Raw genomic sequence first — 23,912 nt, forward strand, 5'->3', positions numbered from 1 at the left:
TTGAGCCAGGTTAGTATACGAAGGTATGGCTTTGGTATTCAAGTGGTCTGTGAACCCAAGGCCGGTAGGAGGCCACGGAAGAACCTGGGCACGGTCGCGCAACTTTTCGAGCGGCTCAGGTATCGTAACCCAACGCGCCCTCGAGGCTGGCGATCTGACCCGGATGAATCGGTCCGGCCTGTTCCAGCGCCAGCACCAAGGCACCCCCTAAGGGCTCGAGCCGGGGAAGCCGCACCTCCGCCTTAGGGGCCAGCCGAGCAAGCGCTTGGATAAACGCCTCCCGCAGCACATCCACCCGGAAGACCCCCCCGGTGGGGTATACCGGCGGGTCCCAGAACTCCAGCTGGCGCATAACGGCCCCCGCCAGCCCCGCTAGCGCCGCTCCCCCTTCCCTCAGGATGTGCTGCGCCATCCTATCGCCCTCCCCCGCGACCCGGGCCACCACCGGCAACAGCCCCGCCACCCGCTGGCGCTCCAGACGACCATCGTAAAAGGCCAGGCGCAAATCCCAGGGCTGGCCCAGGCCGAGGTGGGCCAGCAGGGCCTGGGTCAGCCGGGTATCCGGGGCCAGCCGTTGGGAGGCCTCGAGCACCGCCCGCACCGCCTGCCGCCCTAGTTCATAACCGCTTCCCGCGTCGCCCAAAAGGTAGCCATAGCCCCCTGCGAAGGCCTCCCGCCCCGCCCCATCTAGCCCCCAGGCGATCGAGCCGCCCCCGGCGATCACCAACACCCCGGGGTTGCCGTAAGGGTCGGCCCCCCGGAAATTGCTCTGGGTGTCGTGGTGAATAGCCAGGCTCACCACACCGGGCAAGCGTTCCCGCATCCAGGACTCGACGGCGGAAGGGCCTCGCTGTGCCCCGGTCAGGCCCAAGGCGGCGTGGCGGATCGCCCCCAGCGGAAGCTGCGCGCCGATCTGCCGCAGCAGCTCCTCCAACACCCCCCGGCAGCGCTGGCGCTTTTCTTCGGTGGAGAGGTCATCCCAAGGCCCGGCCTGGGCTCGGGCCAACACCCGGCCCTGGAGGTCAGCCACCGCCGCCCGGGTGGAGGTCTGTCCCCCGTCGATTCCTAAAACAAACGTCACGGCAACGCCTCTACAAAGCGGCGGGTGATCTCGGTGGGGTTGGTGATGGCCGTGCCGACCACCACCGCATACGCCCCGGCCTCGAGGGCGGCCCTGGCCTCCTGGGGGGTCCAGATGCGCCCTTCTGCCACCACCGGAACCGAGGTCTGCCGGGCGAGGAGGGCTACCAGCTCCAGATCTGGCCCTTGGCCTAGCCCTTGCGTGGCGGGGGTGTAACCCGAGAGGGTGCTCGCCAGCAGGTCGGCCCCGGCTTCGGCGGCCCACAACCCCTCCTCGAGCGTGGAGCAGTCGGCCATCACCGGCACCCCCAGCTCGGCTTGAATCTCCCGGATGAGGGCGTGCAGCTCAGGAAGGTTGAGCCGTTGGTAAAAAGCACAGGAAAGGGCCACCAAGTCGGCCCCGGCCTCCACGACCCGGCGGGCGGACTCCAGGTCCGGGGTGATGATCACGTTCCCCTGCGGGTCCAGGCGTTTGTCAATTCCGATGATGGGGAGTTGGGTGACGGCCCGGATGGCCCGGATGTCCTCCGCCCCGTTAGCCCGTATCCCCCCTGCCCCGCCCCTCTCGGCGGCCTTGGCCATCGCCGCCATAAAGCGGGGGCCGTACAGGGGGCTACCGGCCCTCGCCTGGCAGGAGACGATCAGCTTGTGCTGCAGTTTGGCTACCGTAGGGTGCATCGCGACCTCATCAGCGTGTCCGGGTGACCTTCGAGAGGTTGCGGGGAGCGTCGGGGTTGTGGCCTCGGGCCACCGCCAGCCGGGCGGCGAAAGGGTAAAAAGCCTGAGCGATAAGCACCGAATCCAAGACCGGATGTAACCGGACGGACAGCGGCATGGGGGTGTGGGCGAACTCCAGGGCGTCCGCCTCGGAGGAAGCCACCAGCAGGTGGGCCCCCTTCCCGCGCAGGTTCTCCAACAGGCTTAGCATGCCAGGCAGGGGCTTGTCCTTGGGCAAAAGCGCCAGCAGCGGGAATCCCGGCTCTACCAGGGCCACCGGGCCGTGCAGGAGTTCGGCTCCCGAGAGGGCTTCGGCGTGGAGGGCGCTGGTCTCCTTGAGTTTGAGGGCTAGCTCGTTGGCTACTGCGAAAGCATAGCCTCGTCCGACCACCAGGGTGTTGTCGGTTTCGCTCAAGACCTCGAGCCCCGCGCTCCAGTCCGCCTCAGCAGCCTGGTATAGGGCCTCGGGGAGTTGGCTGAGCGCGCTTTGCAGCTCCCTATCGTCGCGCCAATACGCCACCAGTTGGGCCAAGGCGGCCAAGGCGGCCAGGTAGCTTTTGGTAGCGGCCACCGCCTCCTCGACTCCGGCCCACAGGGGCAGCACCACCTCGCACGAGCGAGCCAGCGGCGAGGATTCTTGGTTCACCAAGGCCACGGTAAGGGCTCCCCCGCGCCGGGCCTGGCGGGCTACCTCGATCAGGTCGGGGCTCTCTCCCGATTGCGACACCGCCAACAGCAGGGCCTTATGGAGGCTCAGGTGGGCGCCGTAGACGGTGGTGGCAGAGGGGATGGCGCTCGAGCAGACCAGCCCCAACAGGCTTTCGATCAAGTACTTGCCGTAGAGGGCAGCGTGGTCGGAGCTACCCCGAGCCACGGTGAGAGCAAAGGGCGGGGGGTTACGGCGCAGGAAGCCAGCCAGGCTCTCCACCTCGCTGCGGTTCTCGCGCAATAGACGCTCCACCACCGTGGGCGCTTGTAAGGCTTCGCGGTACATCTTGGTTTCGCTAACGTTCATGGGCTTTCTCCGTTTGCTGCGCTCACGCCATACGCCGAACGCAAGATGCGGTGCCGGCTCAACGCACCCGCTCCCCGCGGATGTAGACCTCCTCGACCTCGAGCCCCGCGTTCAACACCACCAGGTCGGCCCGAGCCCCCACCGCGATGCGGCCCCGATCCTCGAGGCCCAGGTACTCGGCAGCCAGGGTAGAGACCCGCTGGGCCGCCTCTTCCAGGGGCAGGCCCCAACCCACCAGGTTGCGCAGGGCGCGGTCTAGGGTAAGAGAGCTCCCGGCCAAGGCGCCGTCGGCGAGGTAGACCCCCTCGCCCTTGCGGTAGACCGCGTGACGACCCATGCGATACTCCCCCTCGGGCATCCCGGCGGCGGCCACCGCGTCGGTGACCACGTACAGCCCCGGGATGGCCCGCAACACGCCCCGCAGCACCGCCGGATGAACGTGCAATCCGTCGCCGATGACCTCGGCATAGCGAGCCCGCTCGAGGCTCAGCCCCACCACCCCCGGCTCACGCTGGACCAGCGGAGTCATGGCGTTGAAGAGGTGGGTAAAGCCCCTGGCCCCCGCCTCGAAAGCGGCCAGGGCTTCGGCGTAGGTGGCGGTGGTATGGCCCTGCTGCACCCGCACCCCCCGCCCTGCAAGCCAGCGGATGAGCTCGAGCGCCCCCGGCAGCTCAGCGGCCAGGGTGACGATGCGGATCGGGGCCAGTGCGCAAAAGCGCTGCACGAGCTCGAGGTCGGGCAGAAGCGGATAGGGTGGCTGGGCCCCTAGCTTCCGGGGGCTGATAAACGGGCCCTCCAGGTGTACTCCCACCACCTGGGCCTCGTCCACAGCGGGCCTTTCGACCACCGCTCGAGCCCCTCGTAAAGCCGCCTCAATCTCCTCCACCGGGGCCGTGACGGTGGTGGCGAGCAGGGTGGTGGTGCCGTGCTGGGCGTGAAAACGGGCCAGTTGTCGAACGGCCGCCTCGCCTTCCATCGTGTCCGCTCCGCCGCCGCCGTGAACGTGTAGGTCAATGAACCCAGGCAAGATAAAGCGCCGGGGTTCCGGCGCGGTGGCCATGGGCTCGAGCCCCTCGACGCGCTCGCCGAAGCTGAGGCGTCCGGCCACAGGGCCCTGGGGGGTGATGACGGTTCCGGAAAGTTCCATTAGACCTCCTGCATTTAGATTACGCGCCCCTCCCGCACCAGGCGCAGGGGGAACACCCCGGTGAACAAGCGGGGCCAGGCTAGCCTGGCTGGCCCGCGCTCGAGCCGCACCCCCGGCAGCCGTGGGGCGAAGTGCCACGCCCACAGCTCCTCGACCAGGGGGGCCATGCGGGCCTCGACCAGGGCCTCGGCGCGGGGCTTGAGCTCGCCCAAGTCGAAGGGGCTGGGGTCACCGAGCGCTTCGCGCACCTCGCCGCGTACCCGGCCTTGGTAGAGCCAGTCATCGACGAGCCGCGAGAGGTGAGCCTCGGCCAGGGCCAGGGGGTCGCTCCCGTAGAGGGAGCAAACCCCAGAGGCGATGGCGCTGCCCAGCGTGTTCCCCGCCGTGTTCCAGGCGGCGTACCCGGCCAGGCGGGTCACGTCCACGGCATCCAGCAGCAGCCGGGTGAAGCGCTCCTCGGCCCCGTTGGCATAGGCCACGTCGGCCACGGTGACCCGGCGGCCTGCGGCCAGGTCTTCGGCGATGCACCCCACGAACTCGGGCAGGTGGCGGTTGGCGGTGTCCACCGCCTCGAGGTTGGGCTGGCGGTGGGCCTGCCGGTGGGAAGGGGCGTTGACGGCCAGGATCAGGTCGGCGGCCTCGGGGCTCGAGGCCGCCACGCAGCCCGCCGCCCGCAGGTGGGCCTTGACCAACTCGCCCAGCACGCGGTCCTCGTAGAGCATCACGCTGTGAGGGGCCAGGGCCGAGGGGTAGCGCACCCAGATGCGGGGCTTGCGGCCCGAGGCGTTGACCAGAGCCCGCGCCAGCAGCACCGCCGCCACCTCGTCGGCGCCGGGGTACACGTCGGCCTTCGGCCACAGGTTCAGCTCGTCGATCCGGGCTTCCAAACGCCGCCGATCCCTGGCCGCTAGACCATACGGAGTGGTGTCGTCCAGGGTCAGGCACAGGTGCTCGAGCACCCCCTCCTGCAGCAGGCCGATGGCCGCCTGGTGCAGGGCGTGGTTGCGCTCGCGGGTGGCGAGCCAGTCCTCCAGAATCTCCCTTGGGACTGCGGAAATCGCGGCCTCGAGTTCCGAGCGATCCGCGCCCCGCTCCACCCGGTCGGTCCACTCCGACACCCGGCGCAGCGCCGCACCCCACCGGCCGTAGTAGGGCTTCTCCTCCAGCGGATCGTCGTCGTGGGCCACCCGCACGATCACGCCGTAGGCCAGCAGGCGCAGCCGGGGGTGGTCCCGCTTCACCTCGCGCAGCACCTCCAGCCGCCCCAGCGCCGCCTCGAGCGGGTCCGAGACCCGGCGGGCCGGGATCATGCCGCCCAGGGTGAGGGTCTCGAGGGTGACGAGGGCCACGTCGGCGGCAGGGGCGTGCTCGCGCAGCCATTCGGCGATCCCGGCGGTGTCGCCAGGGCGGTTTAGGTGGTTGAGGATCTCCAGGGGGGGCGAGAGCAGCTCGAGGCCGGCCACCCGCGCGAGCTGGTGGGGCAGCTCGAGGGTGGGGGGGCGGGTGTCACAGGGCAGGAGCAGTACGCGCTTCATCTACCCCTTTACCGCCCCCTCGAGCCCGCGCATAAAAAGCCGCTGGGCCAGGAGGAAGACCAGCAGCACCGGGATCATCATCAGCACAGCCCCTGCCGCTACGTTGAAGGTGTCGTAGTTGAACTGTCCCTTGAGCTTGAGGATCGCCACCGACAGCGGCAACAACTCCTCGTTGGTGAGCAAGGCTACCGAGGGCCAAAAATAAGCGTTCCAGGTACTGACCAGGGTAAAGATGCCCAAAGCGGTGAGCGAGGGCCTCGAGAGCGGAATCATGATCCGCCATAGGATCTGCGTCTCGCTGGCCCCGTCAATCCGGGCGGCCTCCAGAAGGGTACCGGGGATGGCTAGGTAGGCCTGGCGCATGAGAAAGATGCCGAAGGCGGTTGCCACCGTGGGCAGCACCACCCCCCAGTAGGTGCCCAGCAGGTGCAGCTTGTTGAGGGTCAACACGTTGACGATAAACGAGGTCTCGGTGGGCAAGACCAAGGTGGAGAGGATCGCAGCGAAGATGAGGTTCTTCCCGGGAAAGCGCAGCCGGGCCAGCGGATAAGCGGCCAGGGCCGAGACGATCAGGGTTCCCGCCACGGTGAGCCCGGTGATGATCAGCGAGTTTAGCAAATACTTGCCCAGCTTGAGCTTTTCGAAGACCTCGACGAAGTTGCCCAGGGTGACGGCGGGCGGGAAGAGGCTACGGGGAAGGTCGTAGATGCTGATCCCGGCTGCTTTTTTGTCGGTGAGGGAGATCGCCAGGGTCCACAGGAAAGGGAAAACCGCAAAGGCCAGGATGGCCAGCAGGATCAGGTAGGTCAAAGCGAAGCCCACCCCTTTGCGCCACGCCGCCCGGCGGCGCAGCCCCGCGGCCTCTGCTCGGGCGTGGAGGGTGGTCGGGAAGCCTCCTCGTTCGTTCATCGCTCTCCTCGATCCTCGCGGGTGATGCGAAAGTTAAGGTAGCTGAGCCCGAAGCCTACCAATGCGATGAGCAGCCCCGCCGCGCTGGCCACCCCGTAGTTGAAGTCCAGCCCCAGGCTCTTGTTGTAGACGTAGAGCAAGGCGGTGTAGGTGCTGTTGAGCGGGCCGCCGGTGCCCCCGGTAAAGACCAGAATCTCCTCGAGCACCCGGATCGCTGCGATGGTCGAGAGCAGGCTGCACAAGAGGAGGGTGGGGCGCATCAGCGGGACGGTGATCCGCCAAAAACGCTGCCAAGGGCTGGCCCCGTCGAGGGTGGCGGCCTCCTCGAGCTCGCCGGGGATGGCCTGCAGCCCGGCCAAATAGAGCACCATGTAGTAGCCAAAGCCGCGCCAGAAGGTCACCAGCATGATCGCCCAAAGGGCCGTGTGCTCGTTCAAGAGCCAGTTGAACTGCCCACCCTGGTTGAAAAAGCCAACTAGCCGCAGCGACCAGTTGAGCAAGCCGTCCTTCTGGAAAACCCACTCCCACATCACCGCCGCCAGCGAGATCGAGGTAATGACCGGGATGTAGTAGCCCGCGCGGAACAAGGCTATGAAGGGCAGCTTTCGGTTCACCAACACCGCCACCGCCAAGGAAGCGATCTGCAAAACCGGCACCACCAGCAAGTATTTGAGCGAGTTCACAATCCCGGTCTGAAACAGCGGGTCGCGCAAGACCAGGGCGAAGTTCTGCCCGCCCACCCAACGGGGCGGCGCCCCCGAGCCCAGGTTGGCGGCGGTGTACTCGGTGAACCCCAGGTAAGCTCCGTAGAGTACCGGATAAAAGGTGAATAGCCCCATCAGCACCAACGCCGGGGCTAGGAAAGCGTAGGCTGCGAGGGTGGTTGTCCAGGCTTGGCGTTTCATAGGGCCTTCAGCAAGGGGGCTCGAGGAGACCTATCCCCTCGAGCCCCAAACCCTTATCACTTGGCGTTGGCGTTCCAGAAGGCCACCGCGTCGTCGAGGGCCTGCTTGGCGCTTTTCTTACCCAAGAAGGCGGCCTCGATGTTGTCGTTGAAGTTTTTGTAGACGTCGTCGGTGTTCTTGGGGGGTTTGAAGCCCGGGTTGATCAGGCGGCCAGAGCTCGAGTTCATCCCCTTGCCGATCTCGAGGGGGTCGTCGCTCTTGGCCTTGAGGCCGGGGTCGCTCTCGCAGCCCTTGGCGGTGCAGACGATGGGTACCACGTTGGCGAACTTGACCTGGTTGGCGCGGTTGGTCATGAACAGGGCAAAGCGGGCCGCCGCGGCTTGGTTCTTGGAAGCCTTGGGGATTACCAGATCCATCGCCCCGCCGGTCTGGATCCCGGCCTTACCCAAAGGAGCACTGGCGATCTTGGTCTTTTTGTAGAGGTCGGGGTTGGCCTCCTTGACCCGGTTCAGCGAGGTCGGAGCCCCCACGATGATGGCAGCCTTACCTTGGCTGTAGAGCTCGTTGGAAAGCTGGAAGGCTTCCTTGCGCAAGAGCTCCTGGGGGATCACGTCGTTCTTCATGGCGTCGACGTACTTTTGCAAGAGGGCCACGTGCGCCGGGGAGTTGAAGTTGGCCTTGCCGTCCTTGTCGTAGATGGAGAGGCCCTCGAGGAAAAAGCGGCCCAAGAAGCTCGCACCGTTGGGGTCCTTGACCGGGGGCAACCAGCCGTAGGCCCCGGTGGCCTTCTTGATCCTCTCGGAGGCGGCGAGCAGGTCGTCGGTGTTCCTTATGCCCTTGACGTCCACCCCGGCCTTGGCAAAGAGATCGGGGTTGTACATCATCACCCCCTGGTCGAGCCAGCCGTACCAGGGCAGGCCGTAGACCTGGCCGTCCACGGTGAAAATGTCCAACACGTTGGGATAGTAGAGCTGGTTGAGCAAGCCGCGCGAGACCACCTGGGTGATGGGAAGCAGGATGCCGTTCTGGGCGGCGGCGAAGGTGGAGTCTTGCCACAGGTTGACCACGTCGGGGGCCTTGCCGAGCGCAATGGAGGCGGTGAGGTCGCGCTCCATGGTGTCCTGCTTGTCCACCCACTTGACCTTGATGGTGGGGTTGGCCCGCTCGAACTCGGCGATAGTGCTTTTGATGTAGTTGTCGAAGTTGGGGCTCAGGTAGTAGGTCCAGAACTCGATCTGGGTCTGAGCAAAAGCGCTCAATCCCAGCGCCATCGCTCCTGCTGCCAGCAACCGCTTAACCATAGTTTCCTCCTACGGATTCTGGGTGCCACGGGAAATCCCGAAAGGCCAAAGGATAAGGTGAAGCGGAATCCATCAGTAACTCCGATCCGCCACCGCCGCCGCGGTTTTGCTCAGCAGTTCTGCGCCTTTGGGGTGACGCAGGGCGGTGCGGGTAAAGAGAAAATCGAGGATCATCAGCTGGCTGATCTTGGCGCTCATCGAGCCGCGCGTAAGGGGGGACTCCGGCGCCGAGGTAAGCAGTACCGCATCGGCGAAGCGGGTAATGGGGCTACGGGCCCCACGGGTCACCGCTACGGTATAGGCCCCCGCCAGCTTAGCCTGCTTGAGCGCTTTCACGGTGTCGATGGAGGAGCCCGAGACCGAGATGCCAAAGGCCAAGTCTTTCGGCCCCAACGTGGCGGCTGAAACCGCCGCCGAGTGGGGATCAGGGTAGGCGATGGCCGCACAGCCCAGCCGCTGGAGCTTTTGGGCAAAGTCCTGGGCCGTGGTTCCTGCGTTCCCTACGCCGTAAAAGTCGATGCGGCGGGCTTTCAGAATGCGCTCTACCACCGCCTCGAGCAGATCCACATCCATCAAGCGGCGGGTCTCGTCGAGAACCTGCCGGGCAGTGTTGTAGACGTAGTCGGCAGTGCTCTGGGCCGAGGTGGGTTTTTCCTGTTTGGGCAAGATCACCGGGCTCGTCACCAAGTCGCTCGCCAGCGCTAGCTTGAAATCCTGGAAGCCCCGAAACCCCAAGTCGCGGCAAAAGCGCACCACGCTGGCCTCGCTCGCGCCCGCTGCGTCGGCGACTTCGATCACGGTTTGGTAAATGACCTGGTCGGCGTTATGCAACACGTACTGGGCGATGCGCTCGAGGGCCGGGGTCATCGACCCGGTGAGGCTCCTGAGGCTCATCAGAGCCCCGCCGGGCATAGGGTCTCGCTGCTTAGAACGACTCACAGGCTCTCCAAAGGGATTGTGACTGGACTCAGGCTAGAGGATGAAGTAAATTTTTGTCAAGAGGTAAAGATATGAAAAAATATTCGACCAAGTTCTGCCCCCTGGTGGTAGATATCCCCGGCCCGACCCTGGACGACGCCACCCGCCACCACCTGGCCCACTACGGCTTCGCCGGAGTCTGCCTGTTTCGCAAGAACATCCGCAACCGGCACCAGCTCGCCCAGCTGGTGGCCGAACTGCGCGAGATCCTGGGCCCGGAAGCCCTCATCGCCATCGACCAAGAGGGCGGGGCGGTCCTGCGCACCACCGACCTACCCGAAGCCCCCTCGGCGATGGCCATGGGCGCCACCGGCGATCCCGCCCTAGCCCAAGCGGTAGGAGCAGCGGTGGGCCGCGGGCTGATCAGCCTGGGGATCAACTGGGATTACGCTCCCGTGCTCGATGTGAACACTGACCCGCGCAACCCGGTGATCGGCGACCGCAGCTTTGGCTCCGACCCGGCCAAGGTAGCCGAGCTGGGGCTGGCCTGGGCGCGGGGGCTCGAGGGAACGGGGGTGATGGCCTGTGTCAAGCACTTTCCCGGCCACGGCGACACCTCTTTGGACTCTCACCTGGCGCTGCCGGTAGTGCGCAAGCCGCGGGAGCAGCTCGAGGCCGTGGAGTTCTACCCTTTCCGCCGGGCAGTGGAGGCGAGGATTTCCTCCATCATGACCGCCCACATCCTCTATCCGGCCTTGGACCCCGAGTACCCGGCGACCCTCTCCCAGGCTATCCTCACCGGGCTATTGCGCGAGGAGTGGGGTTACGACGGCTTGGTCGTTACCGACTCGATGGACATGAAGGCCATCACCCACTTCAGCCCCGACGCCAAAGCCGCAGCGGTGCGGGCCTTCATCGCCGGGGCTGATCTGGTGCTGGCCCTGGGATCCAGAGAAACCCAGCAAACCCAGGCCGAGGCGCTGCGGCAAGCTCGGGAAGGTGGCACCATCCCCGCCCAGCGGTGGGAGAAAAGCCAACAGAGGCTCGAGCAAGCCACCGCCCGCTTCCCCGGCACGCCCCGCCCCTACTCCTCCACGCTCGAGGCGGAGGACCGGGCGATCCTCACCGCCGCCGCCCGGCGCAGCATTACCCGCTACGGCGAAGTCCGGCTTCCTCACCCCGGTGAGCGCATCCTCTTTGTAGCCCCCGACCTCGCCCCCGGTGAGAGCGCCTACGAAAATGGCCCCGCCGCTCAAGAACTAGCCCGCCGCCTGGCGGAGCGCTTCCCGGGGCTAAAGATCCTGGCCTACCCCCGCAGCAAACCTGAAGCCATCCGGGAAGGCCTGCAAGCCGCCCTTCAGGAAGCCGATTTCATCCTGTACGTGACCACTTCCCGGCAGCCCCTCCAACCTGGAGAGCTCGAGCTCGCCCGTGCCCTCTTCTCCTCGGGCCGCCCGGCCCTCCACGTCGCTTTGTGGAACCCCTATCACGTCATGGCCTTGGGACAGCCCGCCCTCATCACCTACGGATGGCGCCAACCCACCCTCGAGGCCCTGATCGAAGCCCTCAGCGGCGCCGAGGCCCCGGGCAAGCTGCCGGTGGAACTGGCGGAGTGAGGCGCTGAACGTCGAAGGCGAAACGCCGGCTGTAGGGGTAGACGCCCGCCCCACCTCTTCCGGCGCCCGGTGTTCGGCTATCGACTCTCCACCATCGACCCAATAAGCTTTTAACCATGAAAGCCATCCGCGTTCACCAAACCGGCGGCCCCGAGGTCATGGGGCTCGAGGAGATCCCCACCCCCACCCCCGGCGAGGGGCAGGTGCTGGTGCGGCAGGAGGCCATCGGGGTCAACTTTATCGATACCTATAAGCGCTCGGGGCTTTACTCCCTGCCCCTGCCCTTCGTGGTGGGGGAGGAAGGAGCCGGCACGGTAGAGGCGGTGGGGCCAGGGGTTTCGGAGTTCCAGCCCGGCGACAAGGTGGCCTACGCCAACGTCCAGGGCGCCTACGCCGAGTACGCGCTGGTTCCCGCTGAGAAGCTGGTGAAGATTCCTGCCCATCTAGACGCCCGGATCGCCGCCGCGCTGATGCTCCAGGGCATGACCGCGCACTACCTGGTGAAAAGCACCTACCCCCTCCGGGCCGGGGAGACCTGTGTGGTCCACGCCGGGGCCGGTGGGGTCGGGTTATTGCTGATCCAGATGGCCAAGATGATCGGGGCCAAGGTCATCAGCACCGCCGGCAACGAAGAAAAACGGGCTTTGGCCAAGGAGGCCGGGGCTGATTTCGTCTTTCCCTACGAAGGCTTCGAGGAGAAAGTCCGGGAGGTCACCGCGGGCAAGAAAGCCGACGTGGTCTACGACGGGGTGGGCCAGGCTACCTGGGAGGGCAGCTTGAACAGCTTGCGGATCCGGGGCATGCTGGTGCTCTACGGCCAGTCCAGCGGCCCGGTGCCGCCCTTCAACCCCCAGGTGCTGAACCAAAAAGGCGGCCTCTACCTCACCCGGCCCTCGCTGTGGCACTACACCCAAACCCGCGAAGAACTCCAGTGGCGGGCGGGCGAGATCATGCAGTGGGCCGCCGAGGGTAAGCTACGGGTGAGGATCGGGGCGGAGTTCCCCCTCGAGCAGGCCGCCGAGGCGCACCGCAAGCTGCAAGGCCGACAGACCACCGGGAAAGTGCTGCTCATCCCTTGAAACCTCGAGCTGACGGGAGTCCGAATTTGGCGGAGTTAAGGCGGTCGCAAACGGCGCTTGGGCTAGCCCCAACCCCCTGTCATGTCCGGCCAGGGCGGTTTGGGACAGCTCCACCAACACCTGCTCCGCGAAGCACTCCAAGCAATTCTGGCCTGATTCCCCCTCGAGCTCCCGGTGATCGCATCGGGCGCCCTCCTGTAGAGGGCATCAAGCCTCCGCGAGCTTTTCTACTCCGGCAAAGCTTTGGGCGGCTCGACCCGGGCTTGCACGTCCACGACCTCGGAGGGAAACCAGGCCTCGGCCTGCTCCTTGGCCCGTTGTCGGTGCCCGGGTTTGACGTGAGCCGCCACCGTGGCCAGGGCGGTGAGCAAGGCCCCGAGGTCATCGGTAAAGCCTACCAAGGGTAGCAAATCGGTGATCACATCAAAGGGGATGATGAAGTAGGCCAGCGCCCCCACCACCACCCGCTTGGCCCAGACCGGGGTATCGGGGTCTTGCAGGGTGAAGTAGAGGGTAAGGGCTTTCTCCACCACCTCTTTCCCCGCCAGCCGGGCGTAGCGGCGGAGCTTGTGCCAGAAAGAGCGGTCGCTGTAGCCTCCTTGGGCATTTGCGGGGGTCTTGGTCTCCACGCCTTTGATTGTAGGCGAGGACTCGAGGCCAAAAGGTGAGGCCCTTGGGCGTAGACTGAAAGAGCATGATTCGCCACGCGGTCTTACAGCTCAAACCCGAGAAGGGCCAGATCCGCAAGAACCTCGAGCGCATTGCCCAGGCTCTCTCCGAGCTGCGCTCGTATAAGCCCCAGGTGGCGGTGCTGCCCGAGGCCTTCCTGACAGGATACTTTCTCCAAGGGGGGGTGCGCGAACTGGCCATGACCCGCGAGGAGCTATCCGAACGGCTCCAGGCCATGTACCGGTCGCTGGACTGGGGCGAACCCCTCGACCTCATCGTGGGTTTCTACGAGCAAGACGGGGGGGTCTACTATAACTCCGCCGCCTACCTCGAGCTGGGCGGGCGGGGGCTGGTGCACGTCCACCGCAAGGTGTTCCTGCCCACCTATGGGGTTTTCGACGAAGAGCGCTATATCTCGCGCGGCAACCGCATCCAGGCCTTCGACACCCGATATGGGCGGGTCGCCCTTTTGATCTGCGAAGATTTCTGGCACTCCCTCACCGCCACCATCGCCGCTCTGGATGGGGCGGAGATCCTCTATGTGCCCTCGGCCAGCCCCGCGCGGGGGTTCGCAGGGGCCGAACCCGCCAACGTGGCCCGTTGGAAGAGCCTGTGTCAGGCGGTGGCGGCCGAGCACGGAGTGTATGTGGTGCTGAGCTCTCTGGTAGGGCTCGAGGCCGGTAAGGGCCTAGCCGGCGGTAGCGTGGTGGCCGGGCCAGAGGGCAACCTGCTGGCCCAGGCTCCGGCCTTTGAGGAAGCCGCCCTGATCGCGGAGGTTGACCTCGAGCGGCTGGCCCCGGTGCGCTACGACAACCCCCTGCTTCCCGACCTGGAGGGGGGGCTGCCCCTGCTGATCCCCGACCTCCAACGGGTGATGGGGCAGAGCGGCGGAAGGGAGGGGCGGGCATGAAGATCATCGAGGCGGTGCCGGGGCGGGAGGTGCTGGAACTCAACTACCCCCTGGTGAGCGACTTCCTGGTGCGCTTTGTCCGCGAAGAACTAGAGTGGCGCGGCTTCAAGAAAGCGGTGGTGGCCCTTTCCGGCGGGGTGGACTCCGCCGTCACGCTGGCCTTGGGGGTGCAGGCCCTGGGCGCCAAGAACGTCTACGCGGTCTACATGCCCCACGCCATCTCCCGCCCCGAGTCGCGCGAACACGCCGAGCTCGTAGCCGGGATGTTCGGGGTCCATTTCGAGGTGGTGGACATTACCGGGATGGTGGAGAGCTATGCCGCTCAGGTGCCCGACATCACCCCCCGCCGCAAAGGCAATGCCATGGCCCGAGCCCGCACCATCGTCGGCTTCGACAAGGCCGAGCAGTACGGCGGGCTGCACCTGGGCACGGGCAACAAGACCGAGCGGTTGTTCGGCTACTACACCTGGCACGACGTGGCCGATACCGGCCCCATCAACCCGCTGGGGGACCTCTACAAGACCCAGGTTTGGGGCCTGGCTGAGCATCTGAAGCTTCCCGAGGCCGTGATCAAGAAGCCGCCTACCGCCGACCTCGAGCTGGGCCAGACCGACGAAGGCGATCTGGGCATCGCCTACCGCCGGGCCGACGTGATCCTCGAGCACTACTTGAAGGGCTACCCCGATGACTACATCCTACGGCTGGGCTACACCGAGGCCGAAGTAGCACGGGTCAAGCACCTGGTCAACACCACTCACTGGAAACGCACCATTCCCACGGTGGCGGTGATCTCGACCACCGCCATCGGCGAGTTCTACCTCCGGCCTTTGGACTTTAGGCTTGAGCAAAGCCCGTGACCCGATCCCGGTTATGCTGCGCGCGCTGGTGGTGCTGACCGTCGTCTGGGGCCTGTCCCTGGCCGGGCTCATCCTGCTGCGACAAAACCAAAAACCGTTTTGGGTCGAGCTGCGAAGGTTTTTGTGGATGCTCTTTCTCGCCATCAGCGTAGCTGGGATAATCGTGGTGGGGGTGCTGGACTGGGAAGGGCTGCGGCAGCCCTAGGGCGACGATGCGGCTGGCTATCCTCAGCGACATCCACGGGAACCTTCCGGCCTTAGAGGCGGTGCTGGCCGACCTCGAGGGCCTGGACGCCGATTTGGTGGTGGTCAACGGCGACCTTGTCAACCGGGGACCCGCCAACCGAGAGGTCATCGAACGGATGTGGGGGCTGGCGCAACGGGATAAACTTCGCTTCACCCTGGGGAACCACGACGATCTGGTGCTGGGTTGGGCGCGGCGCGACCCCCGCCTCTTTGAACTGTACGACGATCCCCTATTCGTCTCTACCGGTTGGGTGGCGAGCCAGCTACAGCCCGAACACCTGGAGTGGATCGCCGCCCTCCCCTACCAGATCCACTTGGAAGAACTGGGCCTGCGCATCGCCCACGGCTCACCTCGCCACTACCGCGAGGGCTACGACGAGCGCCTCCCGGATACGGCCATCGCCGAGATCGTACAGGAGTACCCGGCCCGCACCCTGGTCGGATCGCACACCCATCGGCCCTACGTGCGCCAACAGGGGGGCACGCTGGTGCTCAACAGCGGGGCGGTGGGTTCACCGTTCAACGGCGACCCTCGAGCACAATACATGCTGCTTGAAATCTCGCCGGAACAAACCCGCTGGGAGTTCCGTCAGGTTCCCTATGACCTGGAGGCGGCCCTACGGGCTTTTCATGATTCCGGATTGCTCGAGGAGGGTGGGCTGGGGGCTTACTTGTTTTACCTCGAGCTACAGACTGCCCGCTCTCTGCTCACCCCCTTCTGGCTGTGGGCCAACGCCCACCAGCTACCCCACGACTGGGAAGCCTGGCAGCTCTTCCAACGGGCCCACCCCGAGCGCTTTGCCCAAACGTGACGGGTCTCATCGCCCGGAGCGCGCAACGCCTCTAGGCTAGGCGCATGACCCAGACCGAACTGCGCCACCTGCTCGCGGCGGCGCGAACCATAGCCGTGCTGGGGGCGCACCCCGACCCGAGCAGGGCCGCCTTCTACGTGCCAGATTACCTCTGGCGCCACGGCTACCGCATTCTGCCCACCAACCCGGTCTTCGCCGGCCAGACTTTGTGGGGGGAGCGGGTCCGCGCCGACCTGAGCGAGATCCTCGAGCCGGTAGACATCCTGGACGTGTTCCGCCGCAGTGACGCGCTGCCCACCCATCTCGAGGGGATCCTGGCCCTGCGACCCAAGCTGGTCTGGTTGCAATCAGGGATCCGCAACGACGCCTTCGCGCGGACGCTCGAGGAGCTCGGCATTGGGGTCATTCAAGATCGCTGTTTGATGGTTGTCCACCGCCAACTGCTGGGAGCTTGGGATCGCTCATCCTCAAGGGGTCGGTAGTGCAGCGAGATCGCGACCAGAGCAAGAAGCAGCGCCAGGATCAACGCCCAACACCCCGGCAGCGGGCCGATGTAGGCGGAAGCGCTAGGTTAGACCACTGCGAGCGGCCCCGAGAGGGCTTGCCGCTGGCGGCCCACCCTCCGCCCGCCCTGGCCCCGGCAGAGGTGGACGAGGGGGGTGAGGTAATCCTGGGAGGTGCCCTCCTGCAAAGCGCCTTGCTCGAGTGGTACCGGGCCAACCGGCGCGACCTGCCCTGGCGCGGTGAGGACGACCCCTACCGGATTCTGCTCAGCGAGGTGCTGCTTCAGCAAACCCGGGTAGAGCAGGCCATCCCCTACTACCACCGCCTGCTCGAGCGCTTTCCCACCCTGGAAGCCTTGGCTAAGGCCCCGCTGGAGGAGGTGTTGCAGGTCTGGCAAGGGGCCGGGTACTACGCCCGGGCGCGTAACCTGCACCGGCTGTCCCAGCAGACCCCAGCGCTCCCCGCTGAGTACTCGCGCCTCCGCCAGCTCCCCGGCCTCGGCCCTTACACGGCTGCTGCTGTCGCCTCGATCGCCTTTGGCCAGCCGGTAGCCGCCGTGGACGGAAACGTGCGCAGGGTCTTGTCCCGCCTTTTCGCCTGGGAAAACCCCACCTCTCGGCAGGTCCAAGAAAAAGCGGATCGGCTCTTGCAGCGAGAGGCCCCCGGCGATTGGAACCAGGCCCTGATGGAGCTGGGGGCGACGATTTGTACGAAGAACCCGCGCTGTATGGCCTGCCCGGTCTCCAGGTGGTGCAAGGGGAAGAACCACCCTCAACGCTACCCCGCCCCCCAACCCCGCCACCCCCAGGAGGTGCAGCTGGTGGCGCTGGTGCTAGAGGGGCCGCAGGGAATCTACCTCGAGCCCCGCAGCGGCCCCCTGTTAGGTGGCCTGTGGGGGGTACCGCTGGCCGAGGGGCTGGAGGAGCTAAAGGAGCGTTTGCGGGTGGAGATGGCGGAGTACGCAGGCGAGGTGCACCACGCCTTTACCCACCGTAAGCTCACCGTGAGGGTCTACCGCGCCCGCTGGGAGGGAGCTGGGTACAACCCGGCGGACAAGCCGCTCTCCCGGCTTGACCAGAAAATCCTCAACAAAATCCCTTGGCCAAGCGCAGCCCCTCCTCGCACATCCGGGCGTAGGTCCCCTCGCCAAGGACGCACAAGCCCAGGCCGTACAGGCCCTCGAGCCGAGTCAGCCTGAAGGTCTTCGCCTCCCACTCCCCGGGGGCAAACACCTTGAACGCCACGCTGTACCCGGGGGTTCCGCCCTGGGGGGGAACCTCGGCCTTACGCTCTACGAAGCCAAACCCCTGGGACAGCAGGTCTTGGTAAAGGTCCGGGTACGCCGCCTCGGAGAGCCGCCCGGCCTCTTCCACTACCCCGCCGAGGGTAAGCCTGGGCTCGAGGAAGCTCCCCACGGCCAGCACCACCCGCTCGGCCCGGCGCTGGGGGCCTTCCCAGGTCTCCACCCCTATCACCCGGCCTCCCTCCAGCACCAACCGCGTCACGGAGGACTGAAACAGGTGCAGCTTGGGCTCGGCCTCGAGCTTGTACTTGGCCCTGGCGTGGATCTCCCAGCCCTTCGCCCCGGCAAACCCAACCTCGGCCAGGAGGGTTCCCGGAGGAAAGGGCGGCATGACCGGGGTAAAAGGGAGGAAGACCGTATCCAGGCTCTGGGTACAAAGCCCCACGCGAACCCCTCTTCTCGCCAGGGCATAGGCCGCCTCTGCGCCAGCGAAGCCTGCGCCCACGATCAGCACATCGTAGTCCATCGGTTTTAGAATAGCGCCCTGAACCGCTCCAGCGCCCCCAGCACCTGGTCAATATCGGCCTGGGTATGCTCCGCCGAGACCTGGAAGCGGATGGACTCCTCGCCTTTGGGCACCACCGGGTAGACGATAGCGGTGGCAAGGATACCCTCCTGGCGCAAAAAGCGCACTAGCTGGCCCGCCCGCTCGCCGTCGCGCAGCACCAGCGGCACCACCGGGTGGTCGCCGGGGAAGCTCTCGTAGCCCAGCCGCAGGATCCCCTCGCGGAAACGCCGGGTCATCGCCCGTAGGTGGGCTAGGCGGGTCTGCCCCTCGGGGCTTTCCAAAAGCTCGAGCGCAGCCAAAGCCGCCGCCGCCTCGCCGGGGGTGATGGGGTTGGAGTAGATGTACATCGGGGAGGTCTCGCGGAGATAGGCGATGAGGGTGGAGGGGCCCACCACATACCCCCCGTTCACCCCGAAGGCCTTGCCCAAGGTTCCCACCAGGATGTCGGCCTGGGCCTGGGTGTACTCTTCGGTTCCCCGCCCGCTGGCCCCGAAGGCGCCCACCCCGTGTGAGTCATCCACGATCAAGAAGGCGTTCTCGGGGAAGTGAGGGTCGTACTTCCGCACCAGCAGGGCCATCTCGGGCAAAGGCGCGTGCGAGCCGCGCATGCTGAAGATGCCGTCGGTGATGACCAAAGCCCGGCTTGCGCCGATCGAGGCCGCGCTTTGCAGGGCGGCTTCCAGGTCGGCCAGGCTCAGGTGCCGGTAGATGTATTTCTCCTTGGGCCTTGCGAGCCGGATGGCGTTGATGATGCAGTTGTGGTTGAGTTCGTCGCTGATGAGCACCGTCTCGGGCGTTACCAGCGGCACGATTACGCTCAGGACGGTGGCGTAGGCCGAGGAGAAGATCATAGCCGCCTCGCGGCCATGGAAGCGGGCCAGGCGGCTTTCAAGCTCCACGTGCGGCTCGTAGGTCCCGCTGATAAAGCGCACCGCGCCGGGACCCACCCCGAAGCGCTCGAGGGCCGCTTCCTCGGCTTTTTTCAGGGCCGGGTGCTGGGCCAGGCCCAGGTAGCCGTTGGAGTTCATGCGGATGAACAGCTTTTCGCCGTGGCCCAAAAGCCGGTAGCGGGGGCCTCGAGCCCCCTGGGCGGGCAGGATTTCCACCACCACCGCTTCCTGCCCCTTGCGGCGGCCTTGCGCCTCGAAGTCGTCAATGGCTTGTCGGAGTACTGGGGTCAGGCGATCCAGCGGCATCTCAGGCCCCCTTTACGGCCATCCGCGCCGATAGCTGCTCGAGCATGTCGGCGGTCACCGCGGCCAGGTCGAAAGCCGGTTTCCAGCCCCACTCCTCACGGGCGGCGGCATCGTCCAGGGTGTGCGGCCAGGAATCCGCGATGGCCTGGCGCACCGGGTCTACCTGGTAGTGGATCTTGAAGTGCGGCAGGTGCTTCGCGATCTGCGCGGCAAGCTCGGCTGGGGTGCAGCTAAAAGCGGTCACGTTGAAAGCGTTGCGGTGGTGGAGCCGCACCGGGTCGGCTTCCATCAGCTCGAGCGTGGCCCGGATGGCGTCGGGCATGTACATCATCGGCAGCCGGGTGTCAGGGGCCAAGAAGCAAGTGTAGCTGCCTCGGCGCAAGGCCTCCCAAAAGATCTCCACCGCGTAGTCGGTGGTCCCCCCTCCGGGCGGGGCGGTGTAGGAGATGAGGCCGGGGTAGCGCAGGCCGCGCACGTCCAGGCCAAAGCGCAAAGCGTAGTAGTCGCAAAGGAGTTCCCCCGCCACCTTGGTCACGCCGTAGAGGGAGTGGGGGCGCTGGAGGGTGTCCTGCGGGGTGGGGTCTTTGGGCGTGGAGGGGCCAAAGACCGCGATGGAGCTGGGTACGAAGACCCGGCAGCCGTGATCCCGGGCCACCTCCAGCACGTTGTACAGCCCCTCCATGTTGACCCGCCAGGCCAGCTCGGGCTGGGCTTCGGCCTTGGCCGAGAGGATGGCCGCCAGGTGGTAGAGGGTGCCCACCCGGTACTTTTTGACCACCTCCTCCAGCCTCGAGCGATCGGTACAGTCAAGCAGCTCAAAGGGTCCCCCCCGGATCGGGGTGTCGGAGGGCAGACTTCGCACGTCGGAAGCCACCACCCGTTCCGGGCCAAAGCGTTCTCGCAGGGCGGGAACCAGCTCCGAGCCGACTTGTCCTAGGGCGCCGGTGACGAGGATGGTCTCTAGGGGCTTCGCTTCCATACCCCCTCATCCTACCTCGCCCCTTTCAGTAATCCCCCTCCAGCCCGCCATCCGCCCCTCGAATCCCTCCCGCCTTGCGGGCGTTGAACTCCTCGAGGATCGCCGCCGTGGCGGTGGCCCCTACCCGCGTAGCTCCCGCGCGCATCGCCTCGAGCAAGGCCTCCAGGGTGCGCACCCCGCCCGCGGCCTTGACCTGCACCTGCGGCGAGACTGTCTGGCGCATGAGCCGGAGGTCCTCCAGGGTCGCCCCGGAGGGGGCAAAGCCGGTGGAGGTCTTGACGAAATCGGCCCCCGCCTGCTCGGAAAGCCGACAGCCCAGCACCTTCTGCTCGTCGCTGAGGTAGGCGTTCTCCAGGATCACCTTGACCAGCGCCCCGCCCTCCCGGGCGGCCTCGACCACCGCCGCGATTTCCTCCCGCACATACTCGGCTTCGCCGCCCCGCAACCGACCGATGTTGATGACCATGTCCAGCTCCACCGCGCCCTGCTCCATCGCCAGCTTGGCCTCGAAGACCTTGGTGGCGGTAGCCGAGCTTCCGTGGGGGAAGCCCACCACGGTTCCCACCTTGACGCTCGAGCCCCGCAGGGCCTTGGCCGCGAGTTCTACGTCACAGGGCCTCACGCACACCGAGGCCACCCGGTAGCGCTCGGCCAGCTCACAGCCCGCCAGGACCTCGGCGGGGGTGAGTTCGGGGCGCAGCAGCGAGTGGTCGATCATCTGCGCGACCTGTTCATAGCTGAGGGATTCCACGGTAATCCCTGGCATGGATTTCTCCTGGAGCTAGCCCATGAAGTTTCTGAGGAAGCGCCCGGACTGCACCAGCGCCCGCTTGCGGTCCTCGAGCGAGCCCTCGTAGGCCCGGTCTTCGACCTCGATGCAGACCGGACCCGAGTAGCGGGCCTCGGTAAGGTTGGCGAAGAAGGCGCCCCAGTCCACCTCCCCCAACCCCGGCAGCTTGGGGGTGTGGTACTCGAGCGGGGTGGCCAGGATCCCTACCTGCCGTAGCCGGTCGCGGTCGATGCGCACGTCCTTGGCGTGGACGTGGAAGAGCTTGTCCTTGAACTCGAGCAAGGGCCAGGCCGGGTCCATCATCTGCCAGACCAGGTGGCTGGGGTCGTAGTTGAGGCCGAAGTGATCGGAGGGGATGCGGCGGAACATCTCGCGCCAGATGGCCGGGCTCACCGCCAGGTTTTTGCCGCCGGGCCACTCGTCGGTGGTGAAGTACATGGGGCAGTTCTCGATCCCGACCTTTACCCCCTCCTGCTCGGCGTGCCGGATGATCTCCGGCCAGCGCTCGTCGAAGAGGGCCCAGTTGTCCTGCAAGGACCGGCTGGGCTCCCGCCCGATAAAAGTATTCATCCGCCCGATCCCCAGCCTTGCCGAGGCGCTGATGACTTTTTTGATGTGCTCGAGGTAGACGCTGGCCTCTTTTTCGTCGGCCACCAGCGGATTGGGGTAGTAACCCAGCGCCGAGATCGAGACCCCGTACTTCTGCACGAGTCCCCGGATCCGCTCGACCCCGGCGTCATCCAGCTCGTTCACGTCGATGTGGGTGACCCCGGCGTAGCGGCGCTCGGCCTTTCCTTTGGGCCAGCACATCACCTCTACGGTGGCGAAGCCCTGCTGGGCGGCGAACTCGAGCACCTCCTCGAGGCTGAGATCGGGAAGGATCGCACTGACAAAACCTAGCTGCATACCATTTCCTCCTAGTACCGCACCCTGACCCATTGGCCCTGCTTGCTGCTCTCGAGGATCGCCTCGCACAAAGCCAGTTCCTTGTGGCCGTCCTCGAAGGTTGCATAGAGTGGATTCTGGCTGGCCCTTCCCGCCTTGATATCGGCGTAGACGGCGCGGTAGAGCTGCTTGAAGGTGTCGGGGAAGCCCTCGTTGTGGCCGCCGGGGTAGCTGGTGTAGCGAGCGGCCTCGCCCTCCAGGAGGCTGGGGTCGCGGATCAGGAGGCGGTTGGCGGCGTTGCGCTCCCCGATCCACAGCTCGTTGGGGCGCTCGCCGTTCCAGGCCAGCGCCCGCTCGGACCCCGCGATCTCCCACTCGATGCGGTTCTTGCGTCCAGCGGTGACCTGGGAGACGGTGAGCACCCCGCGCTTCCCGCCCGCGAAGCGCAGGAGTACCGAGGCGTAATCCTCGGTGGTGATCTTGACCGGCTCGGTGGCGGCTTCCCGGCTACCTTTCTTGCCGCTGAAGGTCTCTACCGAACCTGCCGGAGGACGCTGCCGGATGGGGTGCACAGTGTAGAGGTCGGCCATCACCTCCTCGACCTCGAGCCCGGTGATAAAGCTCACCAGGTCCAGCCAGTGGGTGCCGATATCGCCGATGGCCCGCAGCTCTCCCCCCTCCTCGGCCAACACCCGCCAGTTGAAGTCGGTGGGGTAGAGGAGCCAGTCTTGCACATAGCTTCCTTTGACGTGAAAAACCTCTCCGATCTCTCCTCGCCGCACCATCTCCCGGGCTTGCAGGCAGAGCGGATAGAAGCGGAGGTTGTAGTTGACCGCCGTCACCAGCTCGGGGTGCTGCTGGGCGGCGGCGAGGAGCTCTTTGGTCTCCTGGGTGTTCATGCCCAGGGGCTTTTCGCAGATCACGTGCTTGCCCGCTTCCAAGGCTCGCAGGACCTGCTCGCGGTGAAATCGGTTGGGGCTGGTGAGGTGGACGACCGCCACTTCCGGATCGGAGAGCATCTCGGCGTAGCTCGCGTAGCCCTGCTCGAGGCCGAGATACTCCGCCGCCCGGCGCGACTTTTCCGGGCTCGAGCCCAACACCCCCTTCACCTCAACCCCGATCCGGCGCAGCGCCTCCACGTGCACCGGGCCGATAAAACCTGTGCCGACTATCCCGACCTTGATCATCCCGCACCTCCTCGATACGACGGCGAGTCCACGGTTAAGGACCTCCTGCGGCCTCTTCCTTGATGGCGATCTGGGGGTTGTCCCCGCAGAGCAGCACCCGGAAGCTGCACTTGTCGGCCCGACCGTAGCGCTCGGTGTACTCGATGGGGATACCGGCATCGGTAAAGACGCTGCGCTGGGTAAAGAGCACCGCCGCCCCGCGCGGAATGCCCAAAAGTTTCGCCAGCCAGGGTTCGGCCTTGATGGCCTGGATGATCTCCTCGCCGCGGGCGAAACGCAGCCGATACACGCGGGTGAGGATTTCATACAGGGAGCCCGAGAGGTCATGCTCCAGGAGTCCAGGAGTGAGGTTGTAGTTGAGGTGGGCCCGCTCGAGCATCAAGGGTTCCCCGTTGGCCAGCCGCAGCCGGGTGAGCACCACCACCACGCTCTTGGGGGGGAGTCTGAGGGCCCGGGCTGCGGCGGGAGAGGCCGGTTCGAGGAGGGCCGAGATCACTTTGCTGGAGGGGTCCAATCCGGCTTGACGCATGTTCTCGGAGAAACTGGTAACGCGGGCCAGGGGCTGCTCGACCTTGGCCGGGGTAGGAAAGGTTCCCCGCCCCTGCCGCCGCATCAACCAGCCCTCCCGCTCGAGTTCTTGTATGGCTTGGCGCACCGTGGCCCGCGAAATGGAGAGCCCCTGGGAAAGTTCGCGCTCGCTGGGGATGGGCCTCCCCTCCGGCCACTCCCCCTGCTGCAAAACCCGCAGCAGCGCCTCCTTGAGCTGGAGGTAAAGCGGCAACGGAGCCCGCGGGTCAAGGTACTGGAGCGCGTCTGGGAGCTTCATAAAACTTCTTTCCCGAGC

At 66.1% G+C, this 23,912-nt stretch carries 25 protein-coding genes; 8 read left to right on the top strand and 17 right to left on the bottom strand.

Going from position 1 to position 23,912, the window contains the following annotated elements; translation table 11 throughout:
• Window positions 1-115 precede the first annotated feature (115 nt).
• The 9 genes from DNA98_RS14375 to DNA98_RS14415 all read right to left on the bottom strand — a co-directional run bounded on the left by DNA98_RS14375 (window position 116) and on the right by DNA98_RS14415 (window position 9,548).
• Window positions 116-1,081 carry a BadF/BadG/BcrA/BcrD ATPase family protein gene (locus tag DNA98_RS14375; RefSeq protein ID WP_110531921.1) on the bottom strand — a complete coding sequence of 322 codons (966 nt, stop codon included), beginning with the start codon at window positions 1,079-1,081 and terminating at the stop codon, window positions 116-118.
• On the bottom strand, window positions 1,078-1,758 hold the full coding sequence (locus tag DNA98_RS14380) for an N-acetylmannosamine-6-phosphate 2-epimerase (protein WP_110531923.1): 681 nt from the start codon (window positions 1,756-1,758) through the stop codon (window positions 1,078-1,080). Before DNA98_RS14380 ends, DNA98_RS14375 begins: the two co-directional genes overlap by 4 nt.
• Before the next feature lie 10 nt (window positions 1,759-1,768).
• A complete protein-coding gene (locus DNA98_RS14385; protein WP_110531925.1) occupies window positions 1,769-2,812 on the bottom strand; it encodes an SIS domain-containing protein in 1,044 nt (347 codons plus the stop codon).
• 58 nt (window positions 2,813-2,870) lie between these two features.
• Entirely contained in the window at window positions 2,871-3,959 is a 1,089-nt protein-coding gene (nagA, locus tag DNA98_RS14390) for an N-acetylglucosamine-6-phosphate deacetylase (protein ID WP_110531927.1), read from the bottom strand.
• A 14-nt stretch (window positions 3,960-3,973) separates the two neighbouring features.
• The gene (locus DNA98_RS14395; protein ID WP_110531929.1) at window positions 3,974-5,494 is read right to left on the bottom strand and encodes a DUF4127 family protein; all 1,521 of its coding nucleotides are present in this window, start codon (window positions 5,492-5,494) and stop codon (window positions 3,974-3,976) included.
• Window positions 5,495-6,403 carry a carbohydrate ABC transporter permease gene (locus DNA98_RS14400; protein WP_110531930.1) on the bottom strand — a complete coding sequence of 303 codons (909 nt, stop codon included), beginning with the start codon at window positions 6,401-6,403 and terminating at the stop codon, window positions 5,495-5,497. It lies immediately after the preceding gene.
• Complete coding sequence (locus tag DNA98_RS14405; protein ID WP_110531932.1) at window positions 6,400-7,308, bottom strand: carbohydrate ABC transporter permease; 909 nt, start codon at window positions 7,306-7,308, stop codon at window positions 6,400-6,402. The genes DNA98_RS14400 and DNA98_RS14405 overlap by 4 nt, the downstream gene beginning before the upstream one ends.
• A 56-nt stretch (window positions 7,309-7,364) precedes the next feature.
• A complete protein-coding gene (locus DNA98_RS14410) occupies window positions 7,365-8,609 on the bottom strand; it encodes a sugar ABC transporter substrate-binding protein (RefSeq protein ID WP_110531934.1) in 1,245 nt (414 codons plus the stop codon).
• A 72-nt stretch (window positions 8,610-8,681) separates the two neighbouring features.
• Window positions 8,682-9,548 (bottom strand): MurR/RpiR family transcriptional regulator, encoded by an 867-nt coding sequence (locus DNA98_RS14415; protein ID WP_233493232.1) that lies wholly within the window; start codon window positions 9,546-9,548, stop codon window positions 8,682-8,684.
• 71 nt (window positions 9,549-9,619) lie between these two features.
• On the opposite strand from DNA98_RS14415, the gene nagZ reads away from it, so the two are divergent.
• On the top strand, window positions 9,620-11,143 hold the full coding sequence (gene nagZ, locus DNA98_RS14420; protein ID WP_110531938.1) for a beta-N-acetylhexosaminidase: 1,524 nt from the start codon (window positions 9,620-9,622) through the stop codon (window positions 11,141-11,143).
• Between the two features lie 116 nt (window positions 11,144-11,259).
• On the top strand, window positions 11,260-12,222 hold the full coding sequence (locus DNA98_RS14425; protein ID WP_110531940.1) for a quinone oxidoreductase: 963 nt from the start codon (window positions 11,260-11,262) through the stop codon (window positions 12,220-12,222).
• Window positions 12,223-12,449: 227 nt separating this feature from the next.
• Here the strand turns inward: DNA98_RS14425 and DNA98_RS14430 are convergent, their stop codons facing one another.
• Complete coding sequence (locus tag DNA98_RS14430; protein ID WP_110531942.1) at window positions 12,450-12,851, bottom strand: YkvA family protein; 402 nt, start codon at window positions 12,849-12,851, stop codon at window positions 12,450-12,452.
• Window positions 12,852-12,916: 65 nt separating this feature from the next.
• On the opposite strand from DNA98_RS14430, the gene DNA98_RS14435 reads away from it, so the two are divergent.
• Genes DNA98_RS14435 through DNA98_RS14460 form a run of 6 tightly spaced genes read left to right on the top strand, consistent with a single transcriptional unit; the run spans window position 12,917 to window position 17,418 of the window.
• Window positions 12,917-13,801 carry a nitrilase-related carbon-nitrogen hydrolase gene (locus tag DNA98_RS14435; protein ID WP_110531944.1) on the top strand — a complete coding sequence of 295 codons (885 nt, stop codon included), beginning with the start codon at window positions 12,917-12,919 and terminating at the stop codon, window positions 13,799-13,801.
• Entirely contained in the window at window positions 13,798-14,658 is an 861-nt protein-coding gene (locus DNA98_RS14440; RefSeq protein ID WP_110531946.1) for an NAD+ synthase, read from the top strand. Before DNA98_RS14435 ends, DNA98_RS14440 begins: the two co-directional genes overlap by 4 nt.
• Window positions 14,642-14,863 carry a hypothetical protein gene (locus tag DNA98_RS14445; RefSeq protein WP_129865658.1) on the top strand — a complete coding sequence of 74 codons (222 nt, stop codon included), beginning with the start codon at window positions 14,642-14,644 and terminating at the stop codon, window positions 14,861-14,863. The genes DNA98_RS14440 and DNA98_RS14445 overlap by 17 nt, the downstream gene beginning before the upstream one ends.
• A gap of 7 nt (window positions 14,864-14,870) precedes the next feature.
• Window positions 14,871-15,716 (top strand): metallophosphoesterase, encoded by an 846-nt coding sequence (locus tag DNA98_RS14450; protein ID WP_110531950.1) that lies wholly within the window; start codon window positions 14,871-14,873, stop codon window positions 15,714-15,716.
• A 44-nt stretch (window positions 15,717-15,760) separates the two neighbouring features.
• Entirely contained in the window at window positions 15,761-16,198 is a 438-nt protein-coding gene (locus DNA98_RS14455; RefSeq protein ID WP_110531952.1) for a CoA-binding protein, read from the top strand.
• Window positions 16,198-17,418 carry an A/G-specific adenine glycosylase gene (locus DNA98_RS14460; protein WP_233493233.1) on the top strand — a complete coding sequence of 407 codons (1,221 nt, stop codon included), beginning with the start codon at window positions 16,198-16,200 and terminating at the stop codon, window positions 17,416-17,418. The genes DNA98_RS14455 and DNA98_RS14460 overlap by 1 nt, the downstream gene beginning before the upstream one ends.
• Here the strand turns inward: DNA98_RS14460 and DNA98_RS14465 are convergent.
• From DNA98_RS14465 to DNA98_RS14495, 7 genes are read right to left on the bottom strand one after another with little or no spacing between them, the layout of a single operon-like run.
• Window positions 17,306-17,989: an FAD-dependent oxidoreductase gene (locus tag DNA98_RS14465; RefSeq protein ID WP_110531954.1), complete on the bottom strand. Its 684-nt coding sequence runs from the start codon at window positions 17,987-17,989 to the stop codon at window positions 17,306-17,308. The two genes, DNA98_RS14460 and DNA98_RS14465, sit on opposite strands and share 113 nt — an antisense overlap.
• A 5-nt stretch (window positions 17,990-17,994) precedes the next feature.
• Complete coding sequence (locus DNA98_RS14470; RefSeq protein WP_110531956.1) at window positions 17,995-19,227, bottom strand: pyridoxal phosphate-dependent aminotransferase family protein; 1,233 nt, start codon at window positions 19,225-19,227, stop codon at window positions 17,995-17,997.
• A gap of 1 nt (window position 19,228) precedes the next feature.
• Window positions 19,229-20,206, bottom strand: coding sequence for an L-threonine 3-dehydrogenase (locus tag DNA98_RS14475; protein WP_110531958.1), 978 nt, complete (start codon window positions 20,204-20,206; stop codon window positions 19,229-19,231).
• A 25-nt stretch (window positions 20,207-20,231) separates the two neighbouring features.
• Entirely contained in the window at window positions 20,232-20,972 is a 741-nt protein-coding gene (gene deoC, locus DNA98_RS14480) for a deoxyribose-phosphate aldolase (protein ID WP_110531960.1), read from the bottom strand.
• Window positions 20,973-20,987: 15 nt separating this feature from the next.
• Window positions 20,988-21,902 carry a sugar phosphate isomerase/epimerase gene (locus tag DNA98_RS14485; protein ID WP_110531962.1) on the bottom strand — a complete coding sequence of 305 codons (915 nt, stop codon included), beginning with the start codon at window positions 21,900-21,902 and terminating at the stop codon, window positions 20,988-20,990.
• An 11-nt stretch (window positions 21,903-21,913) separates the two neighbouring features.
• On the bottom strand, window positions 21,914-23,068 hold the full coding sequence (locus DNA98_RS14490; RefSeq protein ID WP_110531964.1) for a Gfo/Idh/MocA family protein: 1,155 nt from the start codon (window positions 23,066-23,068) through the stop codon (window positions 21,914-21,916).
• A gap of 34 nt (window positions 23,069-23,102) precedes the next feature.
• Window positions 23,103-23,894, bottom strand: coding sequence for a GntR family transcriptional regulator (locus DNA98_RS14495; RefSeq protein WP_158531656.1), 792 nt, complete (start codon window positions 23,892-23,894; stop codon window positions 23,103-23,105).
• Window positions 23,895-23,912 lie beyond the last annotated feature (18 nt).

It is taken from the genome of Meiothermus sp. Pnk-1 (genome assembly GCF_003226535.1).
Lineage (GTDB): Bacteria > Deinococcota > Deinococci > Deinococcales > Thermaceae > Allomeiothermus.

Bases quoted from the DNA above. Each gene is read 5' to 3' on its own strand.
- nagA (WP_110531927.1), bottom strand. From the start codon at position 3,959: ATGGAACTTTCCGGAACCGTCATCACCCCCCAGGGCCCTGTGGCCGGA.
- DNA98_RS14485 (WP_110531962.1), bottom strand. From the start codon at position 21,902: ATGCAGCTAGGTTTTGTCAGTGCGATCCTTCCCGATCTCAGCCTCGAG.
- DNA98_RS14470 (WP_110531956.1), bottom strand. From the start codon at position 19,227: ATGCCGCTGGATCGCCTGACCCCAGTACTCCGACAAGCCATTGACGAC.
- DNA98_RS14455 (WP_110531952.1), top strand. From the start codon at position 15,761: ATGACCCAGACCGAACTGCGCCACCTGCTCGCGGCGGCGCGAACCATA.
- DNA98_RS14435 (WP_110531944.1), top strand. From the start codon at position 12,917: ATGATTCGCCACGCGGTCTTACAGCTCAAACCCGAGAAGGGCCAGATC.
- DNA98_RS14385 (WP_110531925.1), bottom strand. From the start codon at position 2,812: ATGAACGTTAGCGAAACCAAGATGTACCGCGAAGCCTTACAAGCGCCC.
- DNA98_RS14395 (WP_110531929.1), bottom strand. From the start codon at position 5,494: ATGAAGCGCGTACTGCTCCTGCCCTGTGACACCCGCCCCCCCACCCTC.
- DNA98_RS14425 (WP_110531940.1), top strand. From the start codon at position 11,260: ATGAAAGCCATCCGCGTTCACCAAACCGGCGGCCCCGAGGTCATGGGG.
- DNA98_RS14475 (WP_110531958.1), bottom strand. From the start codon at position 20,206: ATGGAAGCGAAGCCCCTAGAGACCATCCTCGTCACCGGCGCCCTAGGA.
- DNA98_RS14495 (WP_158531656.1), bottom strand. From the start codon at position 23,894: ATGAAGCTCCCAGACGCGCTCCAGTACCTTGACCCGCGGGCTCCGTTG.
- DNA98_RS14405 (WP_110531932.1), bottom strand. From the start codon at position 7,308: ATGAAACGCCAAGCCTGGACAACCACCCTCGCAGCCTACGCTTTCCTA.
- DNA98_RS14440 (WP_110531946.1), top strand. From the start codon at position 13,798: ATGAAGATCATCGAGGCGGTGCCGGGGCGGGAGGTGCTGGAACTCAAC.
- DNA98_RS14450 (WP_110531950.1), top strand. From the start codon at position 14,871: ATGCGGCTGGCTATCCTCAGCGACATCCACGGGAACCTTCCGGCCTTA.
- DNA98_RS14490 (WP_110531964.1), bottom strand. From the start codon at position 23,068: ATGATCAAGGTCGGGATAGTCGGCACAGGTTTTATCGGCCCGGTGCAC.
- DNA98_RS14400 (WP_110531930.1), bottom strand. From the start codon at position 6,403: ATGAACGAACGAGGAGGCTTCCCGACCACCCTCCACGCCCGAGCAGAG.
- DNA98_RS14380 (WP_110531923.1), bottom strand. From the start codon at position 1,758: ATGCACCCTACGGTAGCCAAACTGCAGCACAAGCTGATCGTCTCCTGC.
- deoC (WP_110531960.1), bottom strand. From the start codon at position 20,972: ATGCCAGGGATTACCGTGGAATCCCTCAGCTATGAACAGGTCGCGCAG.
- DNA98_RS14465 (WP_110531954.1), bottom strand. From the start codon at position 17,989: ATGGACTACGATGTGCTGATCGTGGGCGCAGGCTTCGCTGGCGCAGAG.
- nagZ (WP_110531938.1), top strand. From the start codon at position 9,620: ATGAAAAAATATTCGACCAAGTTCTGCCCCCTGGTGGTAGATATCCCC.
- DNA98_RS14410 (WP_110531934.1), bottom strand. From the start codon at position 8,609: ATGGTTAAGCGGTTGCTGGCAGCAGGAGCGATGGCGCTGGGATTGAGC.